Genomic DNA, 16,110 nt, shown 5'->3' with positions numbered 1-16,110 from the left:
TGGGGCGGATATCACGCGTATTTTGCCGATCCGGACGGATACTACTGGGAGGTGGTTTGGGGCCCGGTTTTAAATTTGACGAGGATGGGCTGCTCAAATTTTAGATCAAAATTTTGCGGCTGAGGCCTGTTCGGAGGCGCTGAAGCCTTTGGCCTAAGCGCGTAAAATTTAAACTCAAAATTTTATTGCAAATCATCGGACGGGTTTCTTGTGGCTCGTATAATTTGCGGCACTGTTTTTTCGTGCTTTTCTCTAAACATCAAGCGAAATTTTACTTTTCTATATGATCTGCGGCACAGATTTTGCGCGAGGCTAAAATTTACTCGCACCCCTGTCGCGCTGTTTTACTCGCGCTCGCGGTACCGCTTTGCTCGCATCGCATGCCGCTACACAAAGCAAGAAAGTGGATATTTTGCGGCACTTTTGTCCGTGAGCGCGGCAAGGAAAATAGCGATAAGCTCCTCGAAGTTTTGCGCGATGACCAGGGCATCCTCATATATCGGTTCCGCGCCGAATACGATCTTGCCCGCGTCTGCGCCCTGCGTGAGGGTGTCCGCGAAGCAGCGCTCGCCCCTGACTGAAAACAAAAACGGCAAGCACCCACTCCAAAACGCGCTCACGGCGGCTCTTTCCGCATCGTTAGCCGCGCACTCCAGGCTGTCTTTTTCAAAATCTTCGTAGCAAAATTCCGCTTCGTCCGCGTTTGGCGACGCATAATCTCTAGCGGATACGAACCAAACGGCGTCCGCAGCGTCGCTCAAAATTTCAAAAGAGCAAACAAAGTGGTAAAAATCTTCGCTTAAATTTTTAAATCTGCCGCCTAAAAATTCGCTTTGCGGCGGGCAAATTTCATTTCTGCGCCGTATCTGCCAGCCGTTTTGCGCCAGCGCGTCTATAAGTTCGTCAAAAACCATCTCGCCTCCCGTAATTTGGCGCCGATTATAGCATTTTGCTCGGCGCAGCGGTTAAATGCGGCTAAATTTATAAAATTTTGCCTGCCCGCCGCGCATAAAAAGAGAAATTTTACGCGAAATTTTACAAATTCTGCTAAAAATAAAATGACGTTTCCAAATCACCGCTAAATTTGGGCTCAGCGGAAGGCGTAAGCCGCAAATGAAAAACGGGCGTATCGCCGAGGGGAGCGGGCGCACCGCTAAAATTTGCGCCTCGGTATCCGCTTAAAATTTCCAAGCGGTACCGACCGCGCTTTACGCGAAAACTCAGGCTGTTTTGCTCGCTAATGCAGCTCATATCTTTAAAATAGCCGATGCCTGCGATTTTTAGCGTGCCCGAGGAGTGAAAGACCCAGCCGCGAGAGATGATTTTTGCTTCGTCTTGTGCGAATATCTCCTCACTCGCCTCGCCCACGGTAACCGCAAAATCGTAATAATCGCTGCGGACGCCCGATATCGGCACCGCGACCCCCTCTCTTGTGACCGCGTCGCCGTGTTCGGTCTGCGTGAAATAGGCAAGAACGTCGTCGCTTGCAAGCCCGTGCTTATCCAGATAGTGCGCGAGCAGCGCGAGGACCCTTTATCACGAAGCCGCCCAGCTCGGAGAAAATTTGCCTTTTCATTCGCACCTTTCTTTAATCGCCGTGCGCGTCGTACGCAGAAATTTTACCGCTCATTTGCCCTCTTTGTTTTTGTTTTGTAGCGCCGATGAAATTTTATCACAGTGCCCGCAGTAAGGATAAAATTTTATCCTTGCGATCGTGCCGCAGATGAAATTTAAACCCCATTTCGCGCTCAAATTTACAGCCCGCGGTTTTTGCCGTCCATACCTTGGCATTTATCTACGAGCCAGCGCCCGTCCTTACACACGAGCAGGAAGCGGCGCGCAAAGCCGTGTTCATCCTTGGCGTAGATGTAAATTTTATTTTTGCTCTCGCATTCGGCGTCCGTTAGCTCGTACCCGCCGTAGGTGCCGCCCTCCATCATCGAAAACGAAATGCCCTCGGGGCGGAAGCCGCTGCGCCTAACGGGCGTGCAGTAGCGCGCAAATAGCTCCTCGCATCTGCGCTGCACCTCGCCGTCATCCGCGTCATCAATTCGCGATGTAGCGAATTTTTCCCATTCGCTCATCGCCGCGAAAAACGCGAGCAGCGCATCGCGCGCCGCCGCCAGGTCATCTGGATCAAGCTTCTTTTTGCTCTTTGCGACGTCTCTTTGCGCCTGCTCAAACTCCGCAATTTGTTCCTTGCTAAAGCGCCCGCCGTCTAGATAAAACTGGATTTTCGTATCCGCCGCGGCTAGCAGCCCCGCAAAGCTCGCGTGCGAATTGATCAGGCGCAGCGATTTTAGCCTCGGGATTTGCACGATCGCTTTTAGCCCCTCATCCGTGATGCTGACGTTTTCGATACCGATGTGTTCGAGCTTAGCGTGTTCCGCAAAGTATCTAAAGCCCTCGCCGCTTATCTTATCGCTATCTTGCAGAAACAGATACGCAAGCTTCGGTAGCGTGGCTAGATGCTGCAGCGCCGCATCCGTAATCGCCGTAGCTATAAAGCCCATATTTACGAGGCTTTTTACCTCGCAGATGCGGCGCACCATCTCATCGGTGAGTGCTACGTTTTCGTAGTGATGGCCTTTGCAGTAGCGCTCGCTAACCGCGTCCAAAGCTTCCTGCATCGTGATCTGCCTCATCAGCTATCCTTTAAAATTTGATTTTAAAATTTTAGTGAAATTTTACGATTTACGCAAGGCGCTGAAATTTATAGCGCGAATTTTATCTCGCGTCGTGCGATTAAATTTTGCGGCAATAGCGCGGTTGAAATATACTTTCGTCGTTGAAATTCGGCACAGAATTTCGGCAACACTTTTTAAATTTAGCTCGCCGCGCAAAGCGGGCGAGCGGAAAAGACGTCTTCACGATTAAATTTTACGCATCATTTTTCGCGGCGACGCTTTTCTTCGATGCCGCTTTGTCCTTGCCTGCGCGCTAGCTCGTCAAGTAGGGCGTCCGGGTGGATATTGTGCGCCGCAAGCGCGAGCAGAAGGTGAAATAAAAGATCCGCTCCCTCGTAAATCACGTCGTATCGTGGCTCGTCCGCTCTGTGCTCTCCAAAGCCCTCGCGCGCGATGTCTGCGTAAAGCTCGCTACGCGAGAGGTCCTTGCACGCCAGCGCGAACTCGCACGCTTCTTCGGCGATCTTTTTGAGATAGGCGTTTTCGCCCCTCGCGTAGAGCGAGGCGACATAGGATAGCGCGGACTCGCCGTTTAGCTTGCGATCCAAGCAGACGTGATAAATTTTGTCCAAAATGCCGTACGGGCTTTTTTCTGCGGAGTTTTTGAGCGTAGAATTTTGCGAGACGGCGTCTAAATTTTGCTCGCTACGCTCTGCGGCGGAATTTGTGAGAGTGGAATTTACCGCCGTAAAATTTTGCATTGCGGAATTTTTTGCATCGCAAGCGCTCGGAGTCCCCACATTTTCGCTGCATTTTTGCAGCGAAATCTCTTTGAAAAAACAGCTTCGCGAGCCCGTGTGGCAGGCGAATCCGCCGCATTGCTCGACTTTAAGTAGCAATGTATCGTTGTCGCAGTCCAAAAACGCCTCTTGCACAAGCTGAACGTGTCCGCTGCTCTCGCCCTTTTTCCAGATGCGCCCCTTGCTGCGCGAGAAGTAGTGCGCGTAGCCGGTGCTCAGAGTTAAATTTAATGCCTCTTCGTTCATATACGCGAGCATCAAAACCGTGCCGTCACCCGCATCCTGCACGATCGCGGGGAGCAGCCCGCCGAGTTTTTGCCAATCTACCTTCATCTTTGATCCTTAGTTTGCGAAGTCGCGCACGCTTTAAATTTTGCCGCCACACGCGGAATTTGAGTTATTGAAATTTACGAAGCGCTGAGCTCTCGTAAATTTAAAGAGCAAGCCTGGCGGCTAAATTTTAATCGGTCGCCAGGTTTAAGCCGCTACGGGCGCGAGCTCTGTTTATCACAAGCTTTCACGCTTGCCGCTAAGCTTAACTCGCAAAATCGCAAGTTAAATTTATGTGCCCAAAGCAGCTTGCTATTAAATTTAGTTCGCGAAATCGGGGCGTATAACCCGCCTGAAATTTTAATGTTCCCGCTCGATGGCGCTTTGCTTTGCCTTGTCTTTCGTATCGACCCAGATATTAGGCACCGCGCCGCCCGGCGTTAGGAAAATTTTTGCGTCGCCGTTTTCGCGCAACGCCTCGTTAAATTTAGCCTGCGTCTCGATCTGCTTGAGGCTTAAAAGATTTGCGTCCAAGCTCTTTGCGATCTCTTTGTTAGCGTAGGCTTGCGCGTCGGCTTCGATCTTGGCGGCATCGGCACGACCTTGAGCCTCGATTTTGACGGCGTCTGCGTTACCTTTGGCAAGAGCAGCCCTTTTAAGCGCCTCTTGATTTGCGCGCTCGACCTCGTATTTGGTGCGCTCAGCCTCCTGTTTGGCGATCTGCACGCGCTCGATCTGCTCCTTTACCTTTGCGGGCAGAATAATCTCGCGAAGCTGCACGGCTAGCAGATCCACTGGCGAATTCGGCAGCGATTCGATATTTTTGCGGATGCCGTCGTCGATCGCTTTAGCGATCTTGTCGCGTTTGGTAGGCAGCTCCTCGGCGGCATAGTTGCCGATGACGCTACGCACGACGTCCTTTACGCGCGGATCGATGATCTTATCCTCCCACAAAAAGCCCCACTCGGCGATCGTGTTGGGCGCCGTGGCTTCATTGAGCCTGTATTGCACGGTGATGTCGATGCTGACGGGCAAATTTCGCGAGTCTAGCACCGAGAGCGAGTTTTTGCTGATGATACCGCCCGCGGTGCCGCTTTTAGTAGCGATACCCGCGCTCATATCTTCGCTGCTGGTGTAGTTGATGATACGCGTGCGAGTATCTACGACGAATACGTCCTGTATGAACGGCACGAAAAAGTGAAGTCCCGCGCCAAGAGGCGTCGGATCGTATTTACCTAAATTTGACTTGATCCCCACTTCGCCCGATTGGATCGTGACGAAGGGCTTTGCAATCACGAGCAGCGCGATTAGCGCGATTATCACGTAAAGCACGCCGCTAAACTTGCCTATCCCTCCAAAATTAGGAATTTTAAAATTTAAATTCCCGCCTTTTTTGTCGCTGTTTTTCTTATTAAAATAATCATTCAAATCCGCTGGCATGCGCGTCCTTATTTAACGTATGTGAGCCAGTGCTCAAATTTGGGGTCTTTGCCCGTGACTACCGCGAAATATGCCTTTTGCAAGCGGCTCGTGATCTCGCCCATCTCGCCCTTGCCGATGATCCTGCCGTCGATGTTGCTAATCGGCGTGACCTCCGCGGCGGTACCCGTAAAAAACGCCTCGTCCGCGGCATAGAGCTGATCGCGAGCGATACGCTCTCTGCGGACTTCGTAGCCCAGGCTGCGCGCGATTTCGATGACTGAGTTTTGAGTGATGCTCTCTAAGCTGGTATCGTTCGGCGGAGTGATGATGAGCCCATCTTTTACGATAAATAGGCACTCGCCCGGCCCCTCCGCGACGAAACCTTGCGGATCGAGCAGTATCGCCTCATCGTATCCCGCATCGACCGCCTCAAAATTTGCCATCTGCGAGTTGAAATAATTCGCGCTCGCCTTGGCTTTTGCCATCATCGAAAATTGCGCCGGCTTCATCCACGATGAAATTTTGGCTTTGATCCCTTTGCGTAGCGCCTCTTCGCCCATATACGCGCCCCATTGCCACGCTGCGACGATGACATTTACCGGGCAGTTCGTAGACGAAACGCCCATCGAGCCGTAGCCGAAGTACGCTAGCGGGCGGATATAAACGGTATGATCGAAGCGGTTTTTTGCGACGACGTCGATCTGGGCCTGACGAAGCTGCTCGAAGCTAAACGGAAGCTTGATCAGGCAGAGTTTTGCCGAAATTTCAAGTCTGCGAGTGTGCTCGTCCAGGCGAAAAATCGCGTAGCCTTTGTCGGTCTTATAAGCGCGTACGCCCTCAAATACGGCGTTTCCGTAGTGCAAAGAGTGCGTCAAAACGTGAGTAGTAGCCTCCGCCCATGGGATTAGTTTGCCGTCTTTCCAGATGAGTTCGGCCTCTTGAATTTGTGCCATTTTTTGATCCTTTTGTTTAAAATTTAATCTGCGATTTTAGCTAAAACAATATTAATTTCTAAGAAATTTAAAAGCGGTTGAAATTTGGTGCTATTTTAAGACGCGCAACGAGTCGTGAGTTTAAATTTGGCCCGCAACTCTGTGCAGATGGCATTAAAATTCCACGAATGAAAGCCCGATGCCGATCTTATTGACGCTGCGTTTGTAATCCGCGAGGCTCTCGCCATAGCCGTTAAAGTAGCGCAGATAGCCGTAAAATCCGCTATTAAAGATCGGAAAGCTGTAGTTTAGCTCGATCGCGCCGCGGTTGCTGCCGTCAAAATGTAGGTTGTTTCGCCACAGAGCGCTAAGTCGCTGCTTGCCGAAGGTGTATGACGCGCGCAGATCGCCGTAGCCCATATAATCCGCGATGTCCTCGTTCGTGCGGTCCAACCAAAACGCATACCAGGCTCTGGGGGTGATCGAAAATCCGTCCGCACTCCACGTGCTTTGCGCGTAGAGCCTATTCCACGAGCGCGATTCCTCGCCGCCCTTGCCGTTTGATTCGTGCATGGCGCCTATCTTTAGCTCGTCCGCAAACGGCACCGGCGCGCTAACGTATAGCTCGGGACGATAGTTGCTCTCGCGGAAAGGGGCGCTATCCTGCGTGATCTGCCACCAGGAATTTTGCGCGTAAGCGAATGAAATTTTCTCTCCAAGTCCCAGCGCGTCGTAGGCAATCGGGCGCTCGAAGCTAAACTCAAAATGCAGCTCATCCGCCTTGCGATCGGGTTTTTTGCTAAAATCGTGAGTAAAGAGCATATAGATCGGCTCATAATATTTAAGCCCCAAAAATCCAAAATTTCGACCATTTTGATCGCCTTGCGGCGCGGAATTTGACGCAGTGGAATTTTGCGAAAGCGAGGCGGAATTTGATGATGCTAAATTTGACGCAGAGTCTGATGCGGCCGAGTTTGCGTCTGCGAAATTTGACGAAGTGGAATTTGGCGCGACAGGTTTCGGCGCGGCGGAATTTTGTGCGACAGAGTTTTGCCGCGGCGCAAAGCTTAAAACGGCGGTATCATCGTGCGCAGCGCGGTTTTCTGCGGACGAGGTAGAATTTTTTGCTGAATTTCGTCGCGACTTTTCGCCGCTTTCCGCTAGAGTTGCCGCGGCGATCTTTTTGTAATAGATCATCGCGTTTTTGTAATCGCCCTTGGCCTCATATTCGCTAGCCTTTGCGTATAGTTCGGAGAGATCTTGTGCGGCTAGGCCCATGGCGCAAAACGCGAATGCTAAAGCTTTAAATTTCATCTACGCCCTTTAAATCGTTTTGATAATTTATATTTAAAAACTGCTCTTTGTTTTTGAAATTTAACACTTTGGAATTTGCAGATCCGATGAGCGCGCCGATCTTATGCTCTTTCGCGCGGTAGAGCTCAAGCGCGCGCGGCGCAAGAGCTGCGTCAAAAAATCCGCATAGGCTGTGCCTATGCGCTTTGTCGCCCGCCACGCAAATTTGCCCCTCCTGCTCGCTAAGAGCGCGAATGGTGGAAATTTCTACAAATGGCATATCGGCGGGGATGATAAAAATGCGCTCGCCGCTAAAGGGCTTTAGCGCCGAATACAGCGCGCCCATCGGCGAAAATTCCTCAAATTCGTCGTAGATCATAGGAAGCGGCGGGTTAAATTTAGAGCTTTTGGCGCAGGCGAAAACCCGCTCAAACTCGCCTCTTAAGCGCGAGAAAAGAAAGTGCGTCATGCTGGGATGCCCGCGAAATGGAAACAGCGTTTTGTCGCTGCCGAAACGCGAGCTTTTGCCGCCACAGAGAATGACGCAGGTTTTCATCGCGGCGAAATTTTAAATTTGAAAGTAAAATTTACAAAAAGCGCGGGCATATCAGTCTTTTTGCATATATTTGGCTTTGCCAAGGGCGTTGTTTGCGATGAACTGATAAAGGCTCGGCGCCTGAAGCTTGGCTAGCTCGGGGTATTTGGCTTTAAGCGTCTTCCAGATATCATAGACTCGCATACCGCTTGCGTAAAGCTTCATAATCTCGCTAAAATGCGGATCGTAAAGGCTCGGCTTTTTATACAGCGAGAGTTTGCGGTCGGTATCCAGCACTGCATTTGCCTCGATAAAAGCGGCAAGATCGCGCTCGCTTACTTTTGCGAAATCTTTTTCGTAGTGAGATTTCATATACTTTAAAATTTCTTTATTGCTAATGCCTTGGAAGTGCATTTTCTTGATTTCGAAGCGATATGCGTATAAGAAGTCCTCGCTTTTTTTGGCAGTTGCGCGAAGTCTTGTTTTTTCATCTTTGAACGTCACGGAGATGAAGTGCGTAAGCCCGGGCGCAGTAACGGCGTTTTTGAACGCTTCATCCTCCTCGCCGATCTTTTTTAGGATCGCCTTGACGGTGTAGCCCTCGGCGATAAGGTTTGAAATTTTATCTTTATAAGGTTTGTAGTCGAATCGCACGCGCCTAAAGCCCGTCTCGACACTGATTTTTTTATAGATTCTCGCATGCTCTCTAGATGTAAAATATCTCGATTTCAGCCCTTTGCGGAGTTGTTCGGCAACCGCGGTAAAATCGTCATAATCGGCGATAGACGCGATTAATTCCTTTTCGTTTACGACCCTGCCGTTAACGACCGCGATGGTAATGACCTTCATATTTTCTCCTTTGATTGGGCACAATTCTAACTTAAAACTATAAACTCAAATTTAATTATTTATTATCAAGGATTGCGGAGGATTTGCGTTTGCGAGGCAGAATTTTACGCGCTAAAATTTAGTATTTTGATTGATTTTTATATCTTTTTGTGCTTGTTCTCACGCCGCTTTTTTATACTTTTTTGTGTAGAGATGAAGCGGGTTTGCAGATATAAATTTTACCCGCAAACTTTAACTAAATTGCCAGCGCAAGTTAGCTTTTTTTAAACGAAAAAAGCTTTTTGATCTTCGTAAGCCCAAGCTTCATGCCGCTATATTTCATCATCTTAGCCATATTTACCCACATTTCACGCTCGTAGCATGGATGCGGGCAGTGGTGACAGCGTGGCTTTTCGGTATGCGGGCAGGCACGCAGGCGCGCGTAAGCATAGCGTAGCATTCGCTCGCAGTCGCTACAGAGATGAAAGTGCGTTTGCACAAGCCCCTTATCGTCTTTGTAGTCATGAAGCACGGCACCGTCTTTTTTAGGCGCATCCGCATGCTTGCCATCGCAGTAAATTTGGATAAATTTCGTCACCGTATTTACTTCGTAAATAAATTTTTCGCTCGTCATATTTGATCCTTTTGGGCGGATTTTATCTAAAAGAGACAAAAATACTCTTGAGCGCGCTCAAGCTAGAATTTATTGAATTTTAAAATTTCGCGGAATTTCGCTTTATCTTTCGACCTTGTTGCTTAATAGAGTCGCGATGAAGCGTGTTTTGTCATTTGAGGCAAGCGCGATTTGCAAGCTCATCGTAAGCGGCACGGCCAAAAATAGCCCGCCGATACCAAGCACGAAGCCCCACAGTAGTAGTCCTGCAAGCACGCTGATCGTTGAAAGCCCAAGCCCTTGCCCTAAAAATCGTGGCTCGATGATATTTCCGATCGCTACGTTTACTACTAAATAGATTGCGATAGTCCAGATGCTAGAGCTTATATCCATCGTAGCTAGCGTCACGAAAAGCGTCGGAAAGACCGCTACGATCGAGCCAATGGTGGGGATGAAATTTAGCACGAAAGCTAAAATCCCCCATAGCGCAGCATATGGGACGCCAAGCGTCCACAGCCCGAGTCCGATGAGCGCGCCGGTGCAAGCTGAAGCGATAGTTTTGATTAGCAGATATTTTTTGAGGCTGGAGGCAAATTTCTTCACGAAAGTATGCGTAGCGCGGCTACTTTGCGAAAAATAGCGGATTTTTTCGTCGATCACGGAGCTTTCAAAGACCATAAATGAAACCATTATAAAAATGAAAAATCCCGTCGAGACTATCGAGCCTGTTTTGCGCAGTAGCGCAGATAGCTGTGCGGCGGCTTCGCTCGGATCGATGCCCAGGCTTGCGGCGTTAAGCTCTATGCCGAATCGAGAGAGCTTTGCGCTCACGCCTCCTAGCACCTCTTCAAATTTTGCTTGAAGCTCGGGCAGGCGCGCTGAAAATTCCTTGATCGCATCAAAGATGACTGCGCCGAAAAACACTATAATCGCTACGAAAGCAAAAGTGATGATGAGGAAGCTAAAAACACGCCCGACGCGGATCTTTTGGACGTAAAGCACCAGTGGCGATACAAGCACCGTGATGAAAATAGCTAACAAAAATGGCACGACGATAGCCTGCGCGGCTTTAAGACCAGCCAGGATGATTACGACGCAAGCAACCGACATCAAGGACATTTGAAGCTTCAAGGATTCTCCTAAATTTGACATTTTCGCAGAGCTTTTACGCGAAATTTTGATGAAAGGATTTTAACTAAAATTCCATAAATTTATGACTAAAATTTTATATATCATTTCTTATCCCATAAATTCAGTTCACTTTGAATTTCTGTCTTTATATAATAAGAATTTTCTGTAATACCTGCAAATTTTGCCAATATTTTTGTCTCATCGGAGGAGCTTAAATGTACTGGAAATGATTTTGCTCCATTAGAAAGCAGCCAAATAGTACGTGTTATTCCGTCAGAAAATGAACAAGCGTATTTTTTTTCTTTCACATAATTCTTTTTAAAAAACGGAATACATCTTACTTTTATTGGTACATAATACTCATCAGAATAACAACAAACTCTAGCCAATGGCACAGTATTACCAAGACCCTGTTTAAAGCCCTCTTCTTCCCAACTATATTTGTAATCGTTTCGCCAACCATCTTCCCTTTTATTGCTTATTTCTTTATCTACATCAATTTTACTATTACGCCATAATTCTAAAGAATTTTATGCTATCAACAAACGCAATACCTCCAGTGTTATTTGTAAATGGGTGGCACATATATACAGATTTTTGGTTTTTAATTTTTAATTCGAAAATAACACGTTTTTCTTCAACTATAATGTTTATACCAGGAAAACGTTCAAGCTTCATATTACATTCGAATCCTTATAGTCCTATCACACAAAATACCCGCGCGCAGCATCCTTGCCCTCAAAGGGGCTTGCGCTCAGCTCGCTGCCGTCTATGAGCAGGGCGTAGCTGCGCGCGGCGTCCGTTTTGGCGTATGTTAGCGCCAGCCTCGCCGCAAGCTCTCTATCCGCTTCGCTCGCGCCTCTGCTTAGCAGGCTTAGCGCGCCCACGACGTCATCTTTAAATTTTATCTCGCTAAATTTTGGATTTTGCACGGCGGCAAGCTTTTTGTTGTCGCTCTCATCTCGCCCGATTATGAGCTTGGCGCCGCCTGGCAGGCGCAGATGGCGTCCGAATTTTAAAATTTCAGCGTCCGCGGGCGTTTCGATCTTTTCAAATTTTACCGCATCCTTGATCCGCTCGCTGAAGCTCTGCACGGTCAGCAGACAGCCTCCCGCGGGCGTTTCGTAATCCTCAAAGCCAAACTCCGCCGCCAGCTGCATCTGCCTAGCCCGCCCGCGCCCGCTGATATCAAGCAGAGCGTCGCGATCAACCCAGCCCCTGATCTCGGGCGTCGTAGGCGGCAGCAGCTTCGCGCACAGCGGACGCAGGATCAGCCCCTCCTCATCACCGCTAAGCCCTTGTACTTGAGCCAGAGCCTGGGCGCGCTGGCTCATCGGGCGCTGCCCGAGCACCTCGCCAGTGATGATGAAGCTCGCCCCTTCGCTTTGCAGCATCGTAAGCGCGGTCTTAAACATATATCCGTGGCAGTCGATGCAGGGGTTGAAGTACTTGCCGTAGCCGTATTTGGGCTCGAAAAGCACCTGCCGCAGATATTCGCTTCTGATATCGATGCTTTTAAAATCTGCCCCCGCGGCTGCGGCTCTGCGGCGCATGATCTCGCTCTTATCGTCCTTGCCGCTAAATCCGATATCCATATTCAGCGCGAGCACCTCGATGCCTTGCGAGACGATGAGTTTGACCGCGAGCATGGAATCAAGCCCGCCGCTAAAGAGCGCCAATGCCTTCATTTCGTTCCTTTACTTGAGTTGATTGATCTTTTTTTGATACTCCAAGATCCGCTCGATCTTGTCGGGCGCGTCGGAGTTTTTGAGCTTTTGCATTAGCTCTTGCAGGGCGTTGCGGCGTAAAATTTTGCATGCGTCGTTAAAGAGCGCCGCACCGCCGATCGGCAAAATTTCATCGTCCAGCGCAAGCGCACGCAGATTTTCAAGGGCTTCGCTTTCGGCGTTTTGAACATTTTGGATACTTTGAGTTCTTTGGACATTTTGAGCGGCGGCTTCCATCTCGCCTTGATTTGCGCCGATGCTTAAGCTCCGTCTCTCGCCGTTATTTGCATCCTCTTGCTTCTCGCCGCCGTTTGCACCCTGCTGCGCGGAATCTTTTAAATTTACGGCGCCCGTAGAGCCCTGCCCGCTAAAATTTTGCTCGCTAGAGCTCTCACCGCTTTTTAAATTTGCGCTCTCGCTACGGATAAAATTTTCTCCCGCGCCGCCTGCGATGAAATTTTCGCCGGCATTACTATCCGCATTGCCGCCCTCGCCCCCGATGAAATTTTTAAAATTCTCGCCGCTGCGAGCGAAAGCCAAAAACGCCTCGAAAATATCGCCGTGCATGCGAAAATCGCGCTGCTCCAAGCAGCCGAGCCCAAGCTCCGCCATCTCGCTATCAAGCAACATCGATTTTATGATCTGAAGCTCCGCGATCTCCTTGCGGCGCAGTAGCGTCCGCCCGCCCCTAGCCGAAGCGGCAAGCGGCGCAGAGCTCTCGTAGCGCGCCGTGTTTTGCTCGCGAACAAAATTTCCGCCGTTTAAGCTCCCGCTCACACCGCCCCTACCGTCTGCGCCGCGCCCTTCGTAAGAACCGAAATCACGAGAGCCGAAATTCCCGCCCTCGTTAAAATTTCGCCCCTCAAAGCCCGCGCCGAAATTTTTACCGCCGCTTGCTAAATTAAACGAACCCGGCGAGACGTTTAAAATTTGCGCGACCAGGCTCTGATAGGACTCGGCGAGCACGGGGCCGAGCGCTGCGGTAAATTCTTTGATCTCATTTAGCGCAGCCTCTTTTTGCACGGGGCGGGCGAGGTCGTATTTTTTAGCGATTCTTCGGATCAGAAACTCCCCGCTCTCCATGCCGCTAGCATAAATTTGCTCTAGCTCGCGCACCTTGCCCGCGACTATCATATCCGCAGGATCGGCACCGCCGCCGATTATAGCGACGCTTGAGTCGATCTTGTTCAGGCACAAAAGCCGCGCCGATTTCATCGCCGCATTGATGCCCGCAGCGTCGCCGTCGAAGCTAAGCACGACGTTAAGCTCCGCGCGCTTTATAAGCGGCAGATGAGCGGGCGTCAGCGCCGTGCCGAGCACTGCTACGGCGTTGTCGATGCCCGCTTGGTGCAGCATGATGACGTCCATGTAGCCCTCGGTGATGATGAGGGTTTTTTTAGCGATCGCGCTTTTTTTCGCAAGGTCGAATGCGTAGAAAATTTTAGATTTATCAAACAGCGCGCACTGCGGAGAATTGACGTATTTGGCAGGGTTGTCACTTATCGTGCGGCCGCCGAAGCCCACGAGCTTGCTTGCGTGGTTGTAGATCGGAAAGGTGATGCGCTCGATGAAGCTAGCATAAAGCCCGCGCTCGTTTTGCTTCACCGCGCCCGCATTTAGCGCGTCTTGCGGCGGAATTTCTTCGTTTTGCAAAACCCTGATCGTCTGCGCGCTAGCTCCTGCGTATCCAAGGCCGAATTTGCGAATGCTCTGATCGCTTAGGCCGCGATCGTGCAGGTATTTCACGGCGGCAGGATTTTGATAAAGGCAGCTTTGGTAGTAGGCGTTTAAAATCCCGAGCACCTTCTTCTCTTCGCTGCGCTCCTGGACTTTGGCGCCGGTGTATTGCAGCGCGAAATTATACATCCCCGCAAGCTTTTCGACCGCTTCTGGGAAGCTTATCTTTTCGTAATCTTGGATAAATTTAATCGCGTTACCGCCCGCTTTGCACGAAAAACAGTGAAAAATTCCAAGCTTGGAGCTCACGCTCATGCTCGGGTGCGAATCGTCGTGGAAGGGGCAGACGCCCACGAAATTTGCGCCGCTGCGCTTAAGCGGGACATATTTTTCTACGACGTCTACGATATCTACGGTGGCCAGCAGATTTTCTATGCTTTCGTTTTTAATCATAAGCGAAATTATACCCGCACTTTGCTATAATTGCCCTTTATTTTTGCGACGAGGTTTGATTTGGATAATTTTTTCTTAGACGATCGCGACCCGATTTTCGGGCTTATCATGCTGATAAGCATAATCTTGCTAGTGTCGATTCTAAGCTACATTTGGGGAGTTTTTTCTAAAAAAAACGAGAGGCAGAGTTTAGAGAATTTCATCAAAAAATTTGACACCCTAGACGCGCTTAACTCGGAGCACAGACAGCTTTTAGCAAGCCCGCAAATAGACATCCCGACGCTTGGAATTTTAGCTAGCTCTTTCGTCAAAAGCGGCGACTTCGAGCGCGCGATAGAAATTTATCTAATCGCGCTAAGTAAGGCTAGCGGCGGCGTACAGAGGGAGTTTATCCTCACCAATCTCGGTATCGTATATTTCAAAGCGGGCTTTTTGGGGCGCGCCGAAGAGGTGTTTTTGCAGGCGCTGAAGCTGCGCCCGAGAAACAAAGAGGCTCTTACGCATCTTACGGTGATTTATGAGCGGCTGAAGCGCTTTAATGAGGCGCTTGAGGCGCTTGACGCGCTACGCGAACAGGACGCCGAAGTATATGCTCAAAGCCAGTTCGAGCGCGCTCAAATCATCGCAAACGACGCCAATACGCCGTTTAATAAGAAGATCGCTAAAATTTCAAAGCTAAACTTCAAATGCGCGGGGCGGTTCTGTATGGAGCTTTTTATCAAAAACAAAGAGCCTATGGAGGGTTTCGATCGCTTCCCGCCGATCGAGCAGGCGATCGATCTGATCTATGATTTCCCTGCGGCGGTAAACACGCAGGATGCGGAGTATAACGCCCTTTTTTACGCGCTCGGAAAAAGCGATCAAAAGCCGCAGAGCGCGAGTAAAATTTTTGAGATCAACGCGCTTATTGCTATGAAAGACGCGGGCTTTGAGGACGCGAGGCTTAGCTTTAGCTACACCTGCGCGAAGTGCAAAAGCTCGGTGGGGCTCTTCTCGCACCGCTGTCCGGTCTGCTACGAGCTAGGCAGTATGGAGATCAGAGCGCAAATTTCGGAGAAAACCGGTGAAATCGGTCAAACTTTTTAGCGACGGCAGTTGTCTCGGAAACCCTGGAGCGGGCGGCTGGGCTTACATACTGCAATATGGCGACGCGATAAAAAAGGCAAGCGGCGCAGAGGCGATGACGACCAATAATCAAATGGAGCTAACAGCCGCTATAATGGGGCTTAGCGCGCTTAAGCAGCCCTGCCGCGTCGAGCTTTTTACCGACAGCGAATATGTCGTTAAAGCGATAAATTCCTGGCTCGCAAAGTGGGTCGCTACCGATTTTAAGGGCAAAAAAAACGCGGATCTGTGGCGTAGATACCTTGCGGCGGCAGCGCCTCACGAGATCAAAGCCTCCTGGGTCAAGGGGCATGCGGGTCATCCGCAAAATGAGGAGTGCGATGCTATGGCTCGCGCGGCAGCAGAAGCGATAAAGGGCTAAAATTCTGCGGCAAAGCTTGTGGTTGCGCGGATTTGCCCGCGTTTACTTTGCACGCAGAGCCGCCTCGGCGTAAATTTTATCGCCCGAAGCCGGTTTTGACGCTTTCGTTCACGCAATCGAGCTCTTGTATTTGGGGGCAGGCGTGTTTTTGGCGTGGATTGTATGTGCAGCAAGTGGGCTTCGGCGCGGTTTAGCTTTGATACGTTCTATTCGTTCGCGTTTGCTCGCGCAAGCTCGCACTTATTTGTGCGTGGATTGGGTGGGCGAACTTTGGCGGAAATTTCGTTAGCAGTGAGCAGGCTTTGGCGCGACTGTA

The 16,110-nt window shown here is 50.0% G+C and carries 18 protein-coding genes and 1 pseudogene; 3 read left to right on the top strand and 16 right to left on the bottom strand.

Annotation, left to right across the window (positions count from 1 at the left end; all coding sequences use genetic code 11):
• Positions 1 to 104: pseudogene (locus tag Q0117_RS10610) on the top strand (VOC family protein); the annotation flags it as partial.
• A gap of 282 nt (positions 105 to 386) precedes the next feature.
• Here Q0117_RS10610 and Q0117_RS01200 read toward each other — a convergent pair.
• The 16 genes from Q0117_RS01200 to dnaG form a co-directional block, all read right to left on the bottom strand.
• Complete coding sequence (locus Q0117_RS01200; RefSeq protein ID WP_297921405.1) at positions 387 to 914, bottom strand: hypothetical protein; 528 nt, start codon at positions 912 to 914, stop codon at positions 387 to 389.
• 133 nt (positions 915 to 1,047) lie between these two features.
• Complete coding sequence (locus Q0117_RS01195) at positions 1,048 to 1,416, bottom strand: hypothetical protein (RefSeq protein ID WP_297921403.1); 369 nt, start codon at positions 1,414 to 1,416, stop codon at positions 1,048 to 1,050.
• A 210-nt stretch (positions 1,417 to 1,626) separates the two neighbouring features.
• Positions 1,627 to 1,752, bottom strand: a complete 126-nt coding sequence (locus Q0117_RS01190) for a hypothetical protein (protein WP_297921400.1) — start codon at positions 1,750 to 1,752, stop codon at positions 1,627 to 1,629.
• A gap of 2 nt (positions 1,753 to 1,754) precedes the next feature.
• A complete protein-coding gene (locus Q0117_RS01185; RefSeq protein ID WP_297921397.1) occupies positions 1,755 to 2,645 on the bottom strand; it encodes an NTF2 fold immunity protein in 891 nt (296 codons plus the stop codon).
• Between the two features lie 242 nt (positions 2,646 to 2,887).
• On the bottom strand, positions 2,888 to 3,760 hold the full coding sequence (gene hisI / locus Q0117_RS01180) for a phosphoribosyl-AMP cyclohydrolase (RefSeq protein ID WP_297921394.1): 873 nt from the start codon (positions 3,758 to 3,760) through the stop codon (positions 2,888 to 2,890).
• Between the two features lie 297 nt (positions 3,761 to 4,057).
• On the bottom strand, positions 4,058 to 5,137 hold the full coding sequence (locus Q0117_RS01175; protein ID WP_297921391.1) for an SPFH domain-containing protein: 1,080 nt from the start codon (positions 5,135 to 5,137) through the stop codon (positions 4,058 to 4,060).
• 8 nt (positions 5,138 to 5,145) lie between these two features.
• On the bottom strand, positions 5,146 to 6,072 hold the full coding sequence (locus tag Q0117_RS01170) for a branched-chain amino acid transaminase (protein WP_297921388.1): 927 nt from the start codon (positions 6,070 to 6,072) through the stop codon (positions 5,146 to 5,148).
• 153 nt (positions 6,073 to 6,225) lie between these two features.
• A complete protein-coding gene (locus tag Q0117_RS01165) occupies positions 6,226 to 7,365 on the bottom strand; it encodes a phospholipase A (RefSeq protein ID WP_297921385.1) in 1,140 nt (379 codons plus the stop codon).
• A complete protein-coding gene (locus Q0117_RS01160) occupies positions 7,355 to 7,900 on the bottom strand; it encodes a molybdenum cofactor guanylyltransferase (RefSeq protein WP_297921382.1) in 546 nt (181 codons plus the stop codon). Before Q0117_RS01160 ends, Q0117_RS01165 begins: the two co-directional genes overlap by 11 nt.
• A gap of 51 nt (positions 7,901 to 7,951) precedes the next feature.
• On the bottom strand, positions 7,952 to 8,728 hold the full coding sequence (locus tag Q0117_RS01155; RefSeq protein WP_297921379.1) for a hypothetical protein: 777 nt from the start codon (positions 8,726 to 8,728) through the stop codon (positions 7,952 to 7,954).
• A gap of 253 nt (positions 8,729 to 8,981) precedes the next feature.
• Entirely contained in the window at positions 8,982 to 9,341 is a 360-nt protein-coding gene (locus tag Q0117_RS01150; RefSeq protein WP_297881245.1) for a nitrous oxide-stimulated promoter family protein, read from the bottom strand.
• Between the two features lie 102 nt (positions 9,342 to 9,443).
• Positions 9,444 to 10,451, bottom strand: coding sequence for an AI-2E family transporter (locus Q0117_RS01145; RefSeq protein ID WP_297921376.1), 1,008 nt, complete (start codon positions 10,449 to 10,451; stop codon positions 9,444 to 9,446).
• A gap of 101 nt (positions 10,452 to 10,552) precedes the next feature.
• Positions 10,553 to 10,759, bottom strand: a complete 207-nt coding sequence (locus Q0117_RS01140) for a hypothetical protein (RefSeq protein WP_297921373.1) — start codon at positions 10,757 to 10,759, stop codon at positions 10,553 to 10,555.
• A 199-nt stretch (positions 10,760 to 10,958) separates the two neighbouring features.
• On the bottom strand, positions 10,959 to 11,129 hold the full coding sequence (locus tag Q0117_RS01135) for a hypothetical protein (RefSeq protein WP_297921370.1): 171 nt from the start codon (positions 11,127 to 11,129) through the stop codon (positions 10,959 to 10,961).
• Positions 11,130 to 11,155: 26 nt separating this feature from the next.
• Positions 11,156 to 12,139: an argininosuccinate synthase domain-containing protein gene (locus Q0117_RS01130; RefSeq protein ID WP_297921368.1), complete on the bottom strand. Its 984-nt coding sequence runs from the start codon at positions 12,137 to 12,139 to the stop codon at positions 11,156 to 11,158.
• 9 nt (positions 12,140 to 12,148) lie between these two features.
• Positions 12,149 to 14,308 carry a DNA primase gene (dnaG, locus tag Q0117_RS01125; RefSeq protein WP_297921365.1) on the bottom strand — a complete coding sequence of 720 codons (2,160 nt, stop codon included), beginning with the start codon at positions 14,306 to 14,308 and terminating at the stop codon, positions 12,149 to 12,151.
• 60 nt (positions 14,309 to 14,368) lie between these two features.
• Here dnaG and Q0117_RS01120 point away from each other — a divergent pair, with 60 nt between their 5' ends.
• Both Q0117_RS01120 and rnhA read left to right on the top strand, forming a co-directional pair.
• Positions 14,369 to 15,394 (top strand): tetratricopeptide repeat protein, encoded by a 1,026-nt coding sequence (locus tag Q0117_RS01120; RefSeq protein ID WP_297921362.1) that lies wholly within the window; start codon positions 14,369 to 14,371, stop codon positions 15,392 to 15,394.
• Positions 15,372 to 15,794 (top strand): ribonuclease HI, encoded by a 423-nt coding sequence (gene rnhA, locus Q0117_RS01115; protein ID WP_297903163.1) that lies wholly within the window; start codon positions 15,372 to 15,374, stop codon positions 15,792 to 15,794. Before Q0117_RS01120 ends, rnhA begins: the two co-directional genes overlap by 23 nt.
• Positions 15,795 to 16,110 lie beyond the last annotated feature (316 nt).

Origin of the sequence: uncultured Campylobacter sp. (assembly GCF_937997535.1) — a bacterium.
Lineage (GTDB): Bacteria > Campylobacterota > Campylobacteria > Campylobacterales > Campylobacteraceae > Campylobacter_B.
Note: the sequence above shows the minus strand (reverse complement) of the source record. Positions and strands in the feature narration are given on the sequence as shown.

Bases quoted from the DNA above. Each gene is read 5' to 3' on its own strand.
- Q0117_RS01135 (WP_297921370.1), bottom strand. From the start codon at position 11,129: ATGAAGCTTGAACGTTTTCCTGGTATAAACATTATAGTTGAAGAAAAA.
- Q0117_RS01165 (WP_297921385.1), bottom strand. From the start codon at position 7,365: ATGAAATTTAAAGCTTTAGCATTCGCGTTTTGCGCCATGGGCCTAGCC.
- Q0117_RS01160 (WP_297921382.1), bottom strand. From the start codon at position 7,900: ATGAAAACCTGCGTCATTCTCTGTGGCGGCAAAAGCTCGCGTTTCGGC.
- Q0117_RS01200 (WP_297921405.1), bottom strand. From the start codon at position 914: ATGGTTTTTGACGAACTTATAGACGCGCTGGCGCAAAACGGCTGGCAG.
- Q0117_RS01130 (WP_297921368.1), bottom strand. From the start codon at position 12,139: ATGAAGGCATTGGCGCTCTTTAGCGGCGGGCTTGATTCCATGCTCGCG.
- Q0117_RS01155 (WP_297921379.1), bottom strand. From the start codon at position 8,728: ATGAAGGTCATTACCATCGCGGTCGTTAACGGCAGGGTCGTAAACGAA.
- Q0117_RS01175 (WP_297921391.1), bottom strand. From the start codon at position 5,137: ATGCCAGCGGATTTGAATGATTATTTTAATAAGAAAAACAGCGACAAA.
- Q0117_RS01150 (WP_297881245.1), bottom strand. From the start codon at position 9,341: ATGACGAGCGAAAAATTTATTTACGAAGTAAATACGGTGACGAAATTT.
- hisI (WP_297921394.1), bottom strand. From the start codon at position 3,760: ATGAAGGTAGATTGGCAAAAACTCGGCGGGCTGCTCCCCGCGATCGTG.
- Q0117_RS01170 (WP_297921388.1), bottom strand. From the start codon at position 6,072: ATGGCACAAATTCAAGAGGCCGAACTCATCTGGAAAGACGGCAAACTA.
- Q0117_RS01185 (WP_297921397.1), bottom strand. From the start codon at position 2,645: ATGAGGCAGATCACGATGCAGGAAGCTTTGGACGCGGTTAGCGAGCGC.
- dnaG (WP_297921365.1), bottom strand. From the start codon at position 14,308: ATGATTAAAAACGAAAGCATAGAAAATCTGCTGGCCACCGTAGATATC.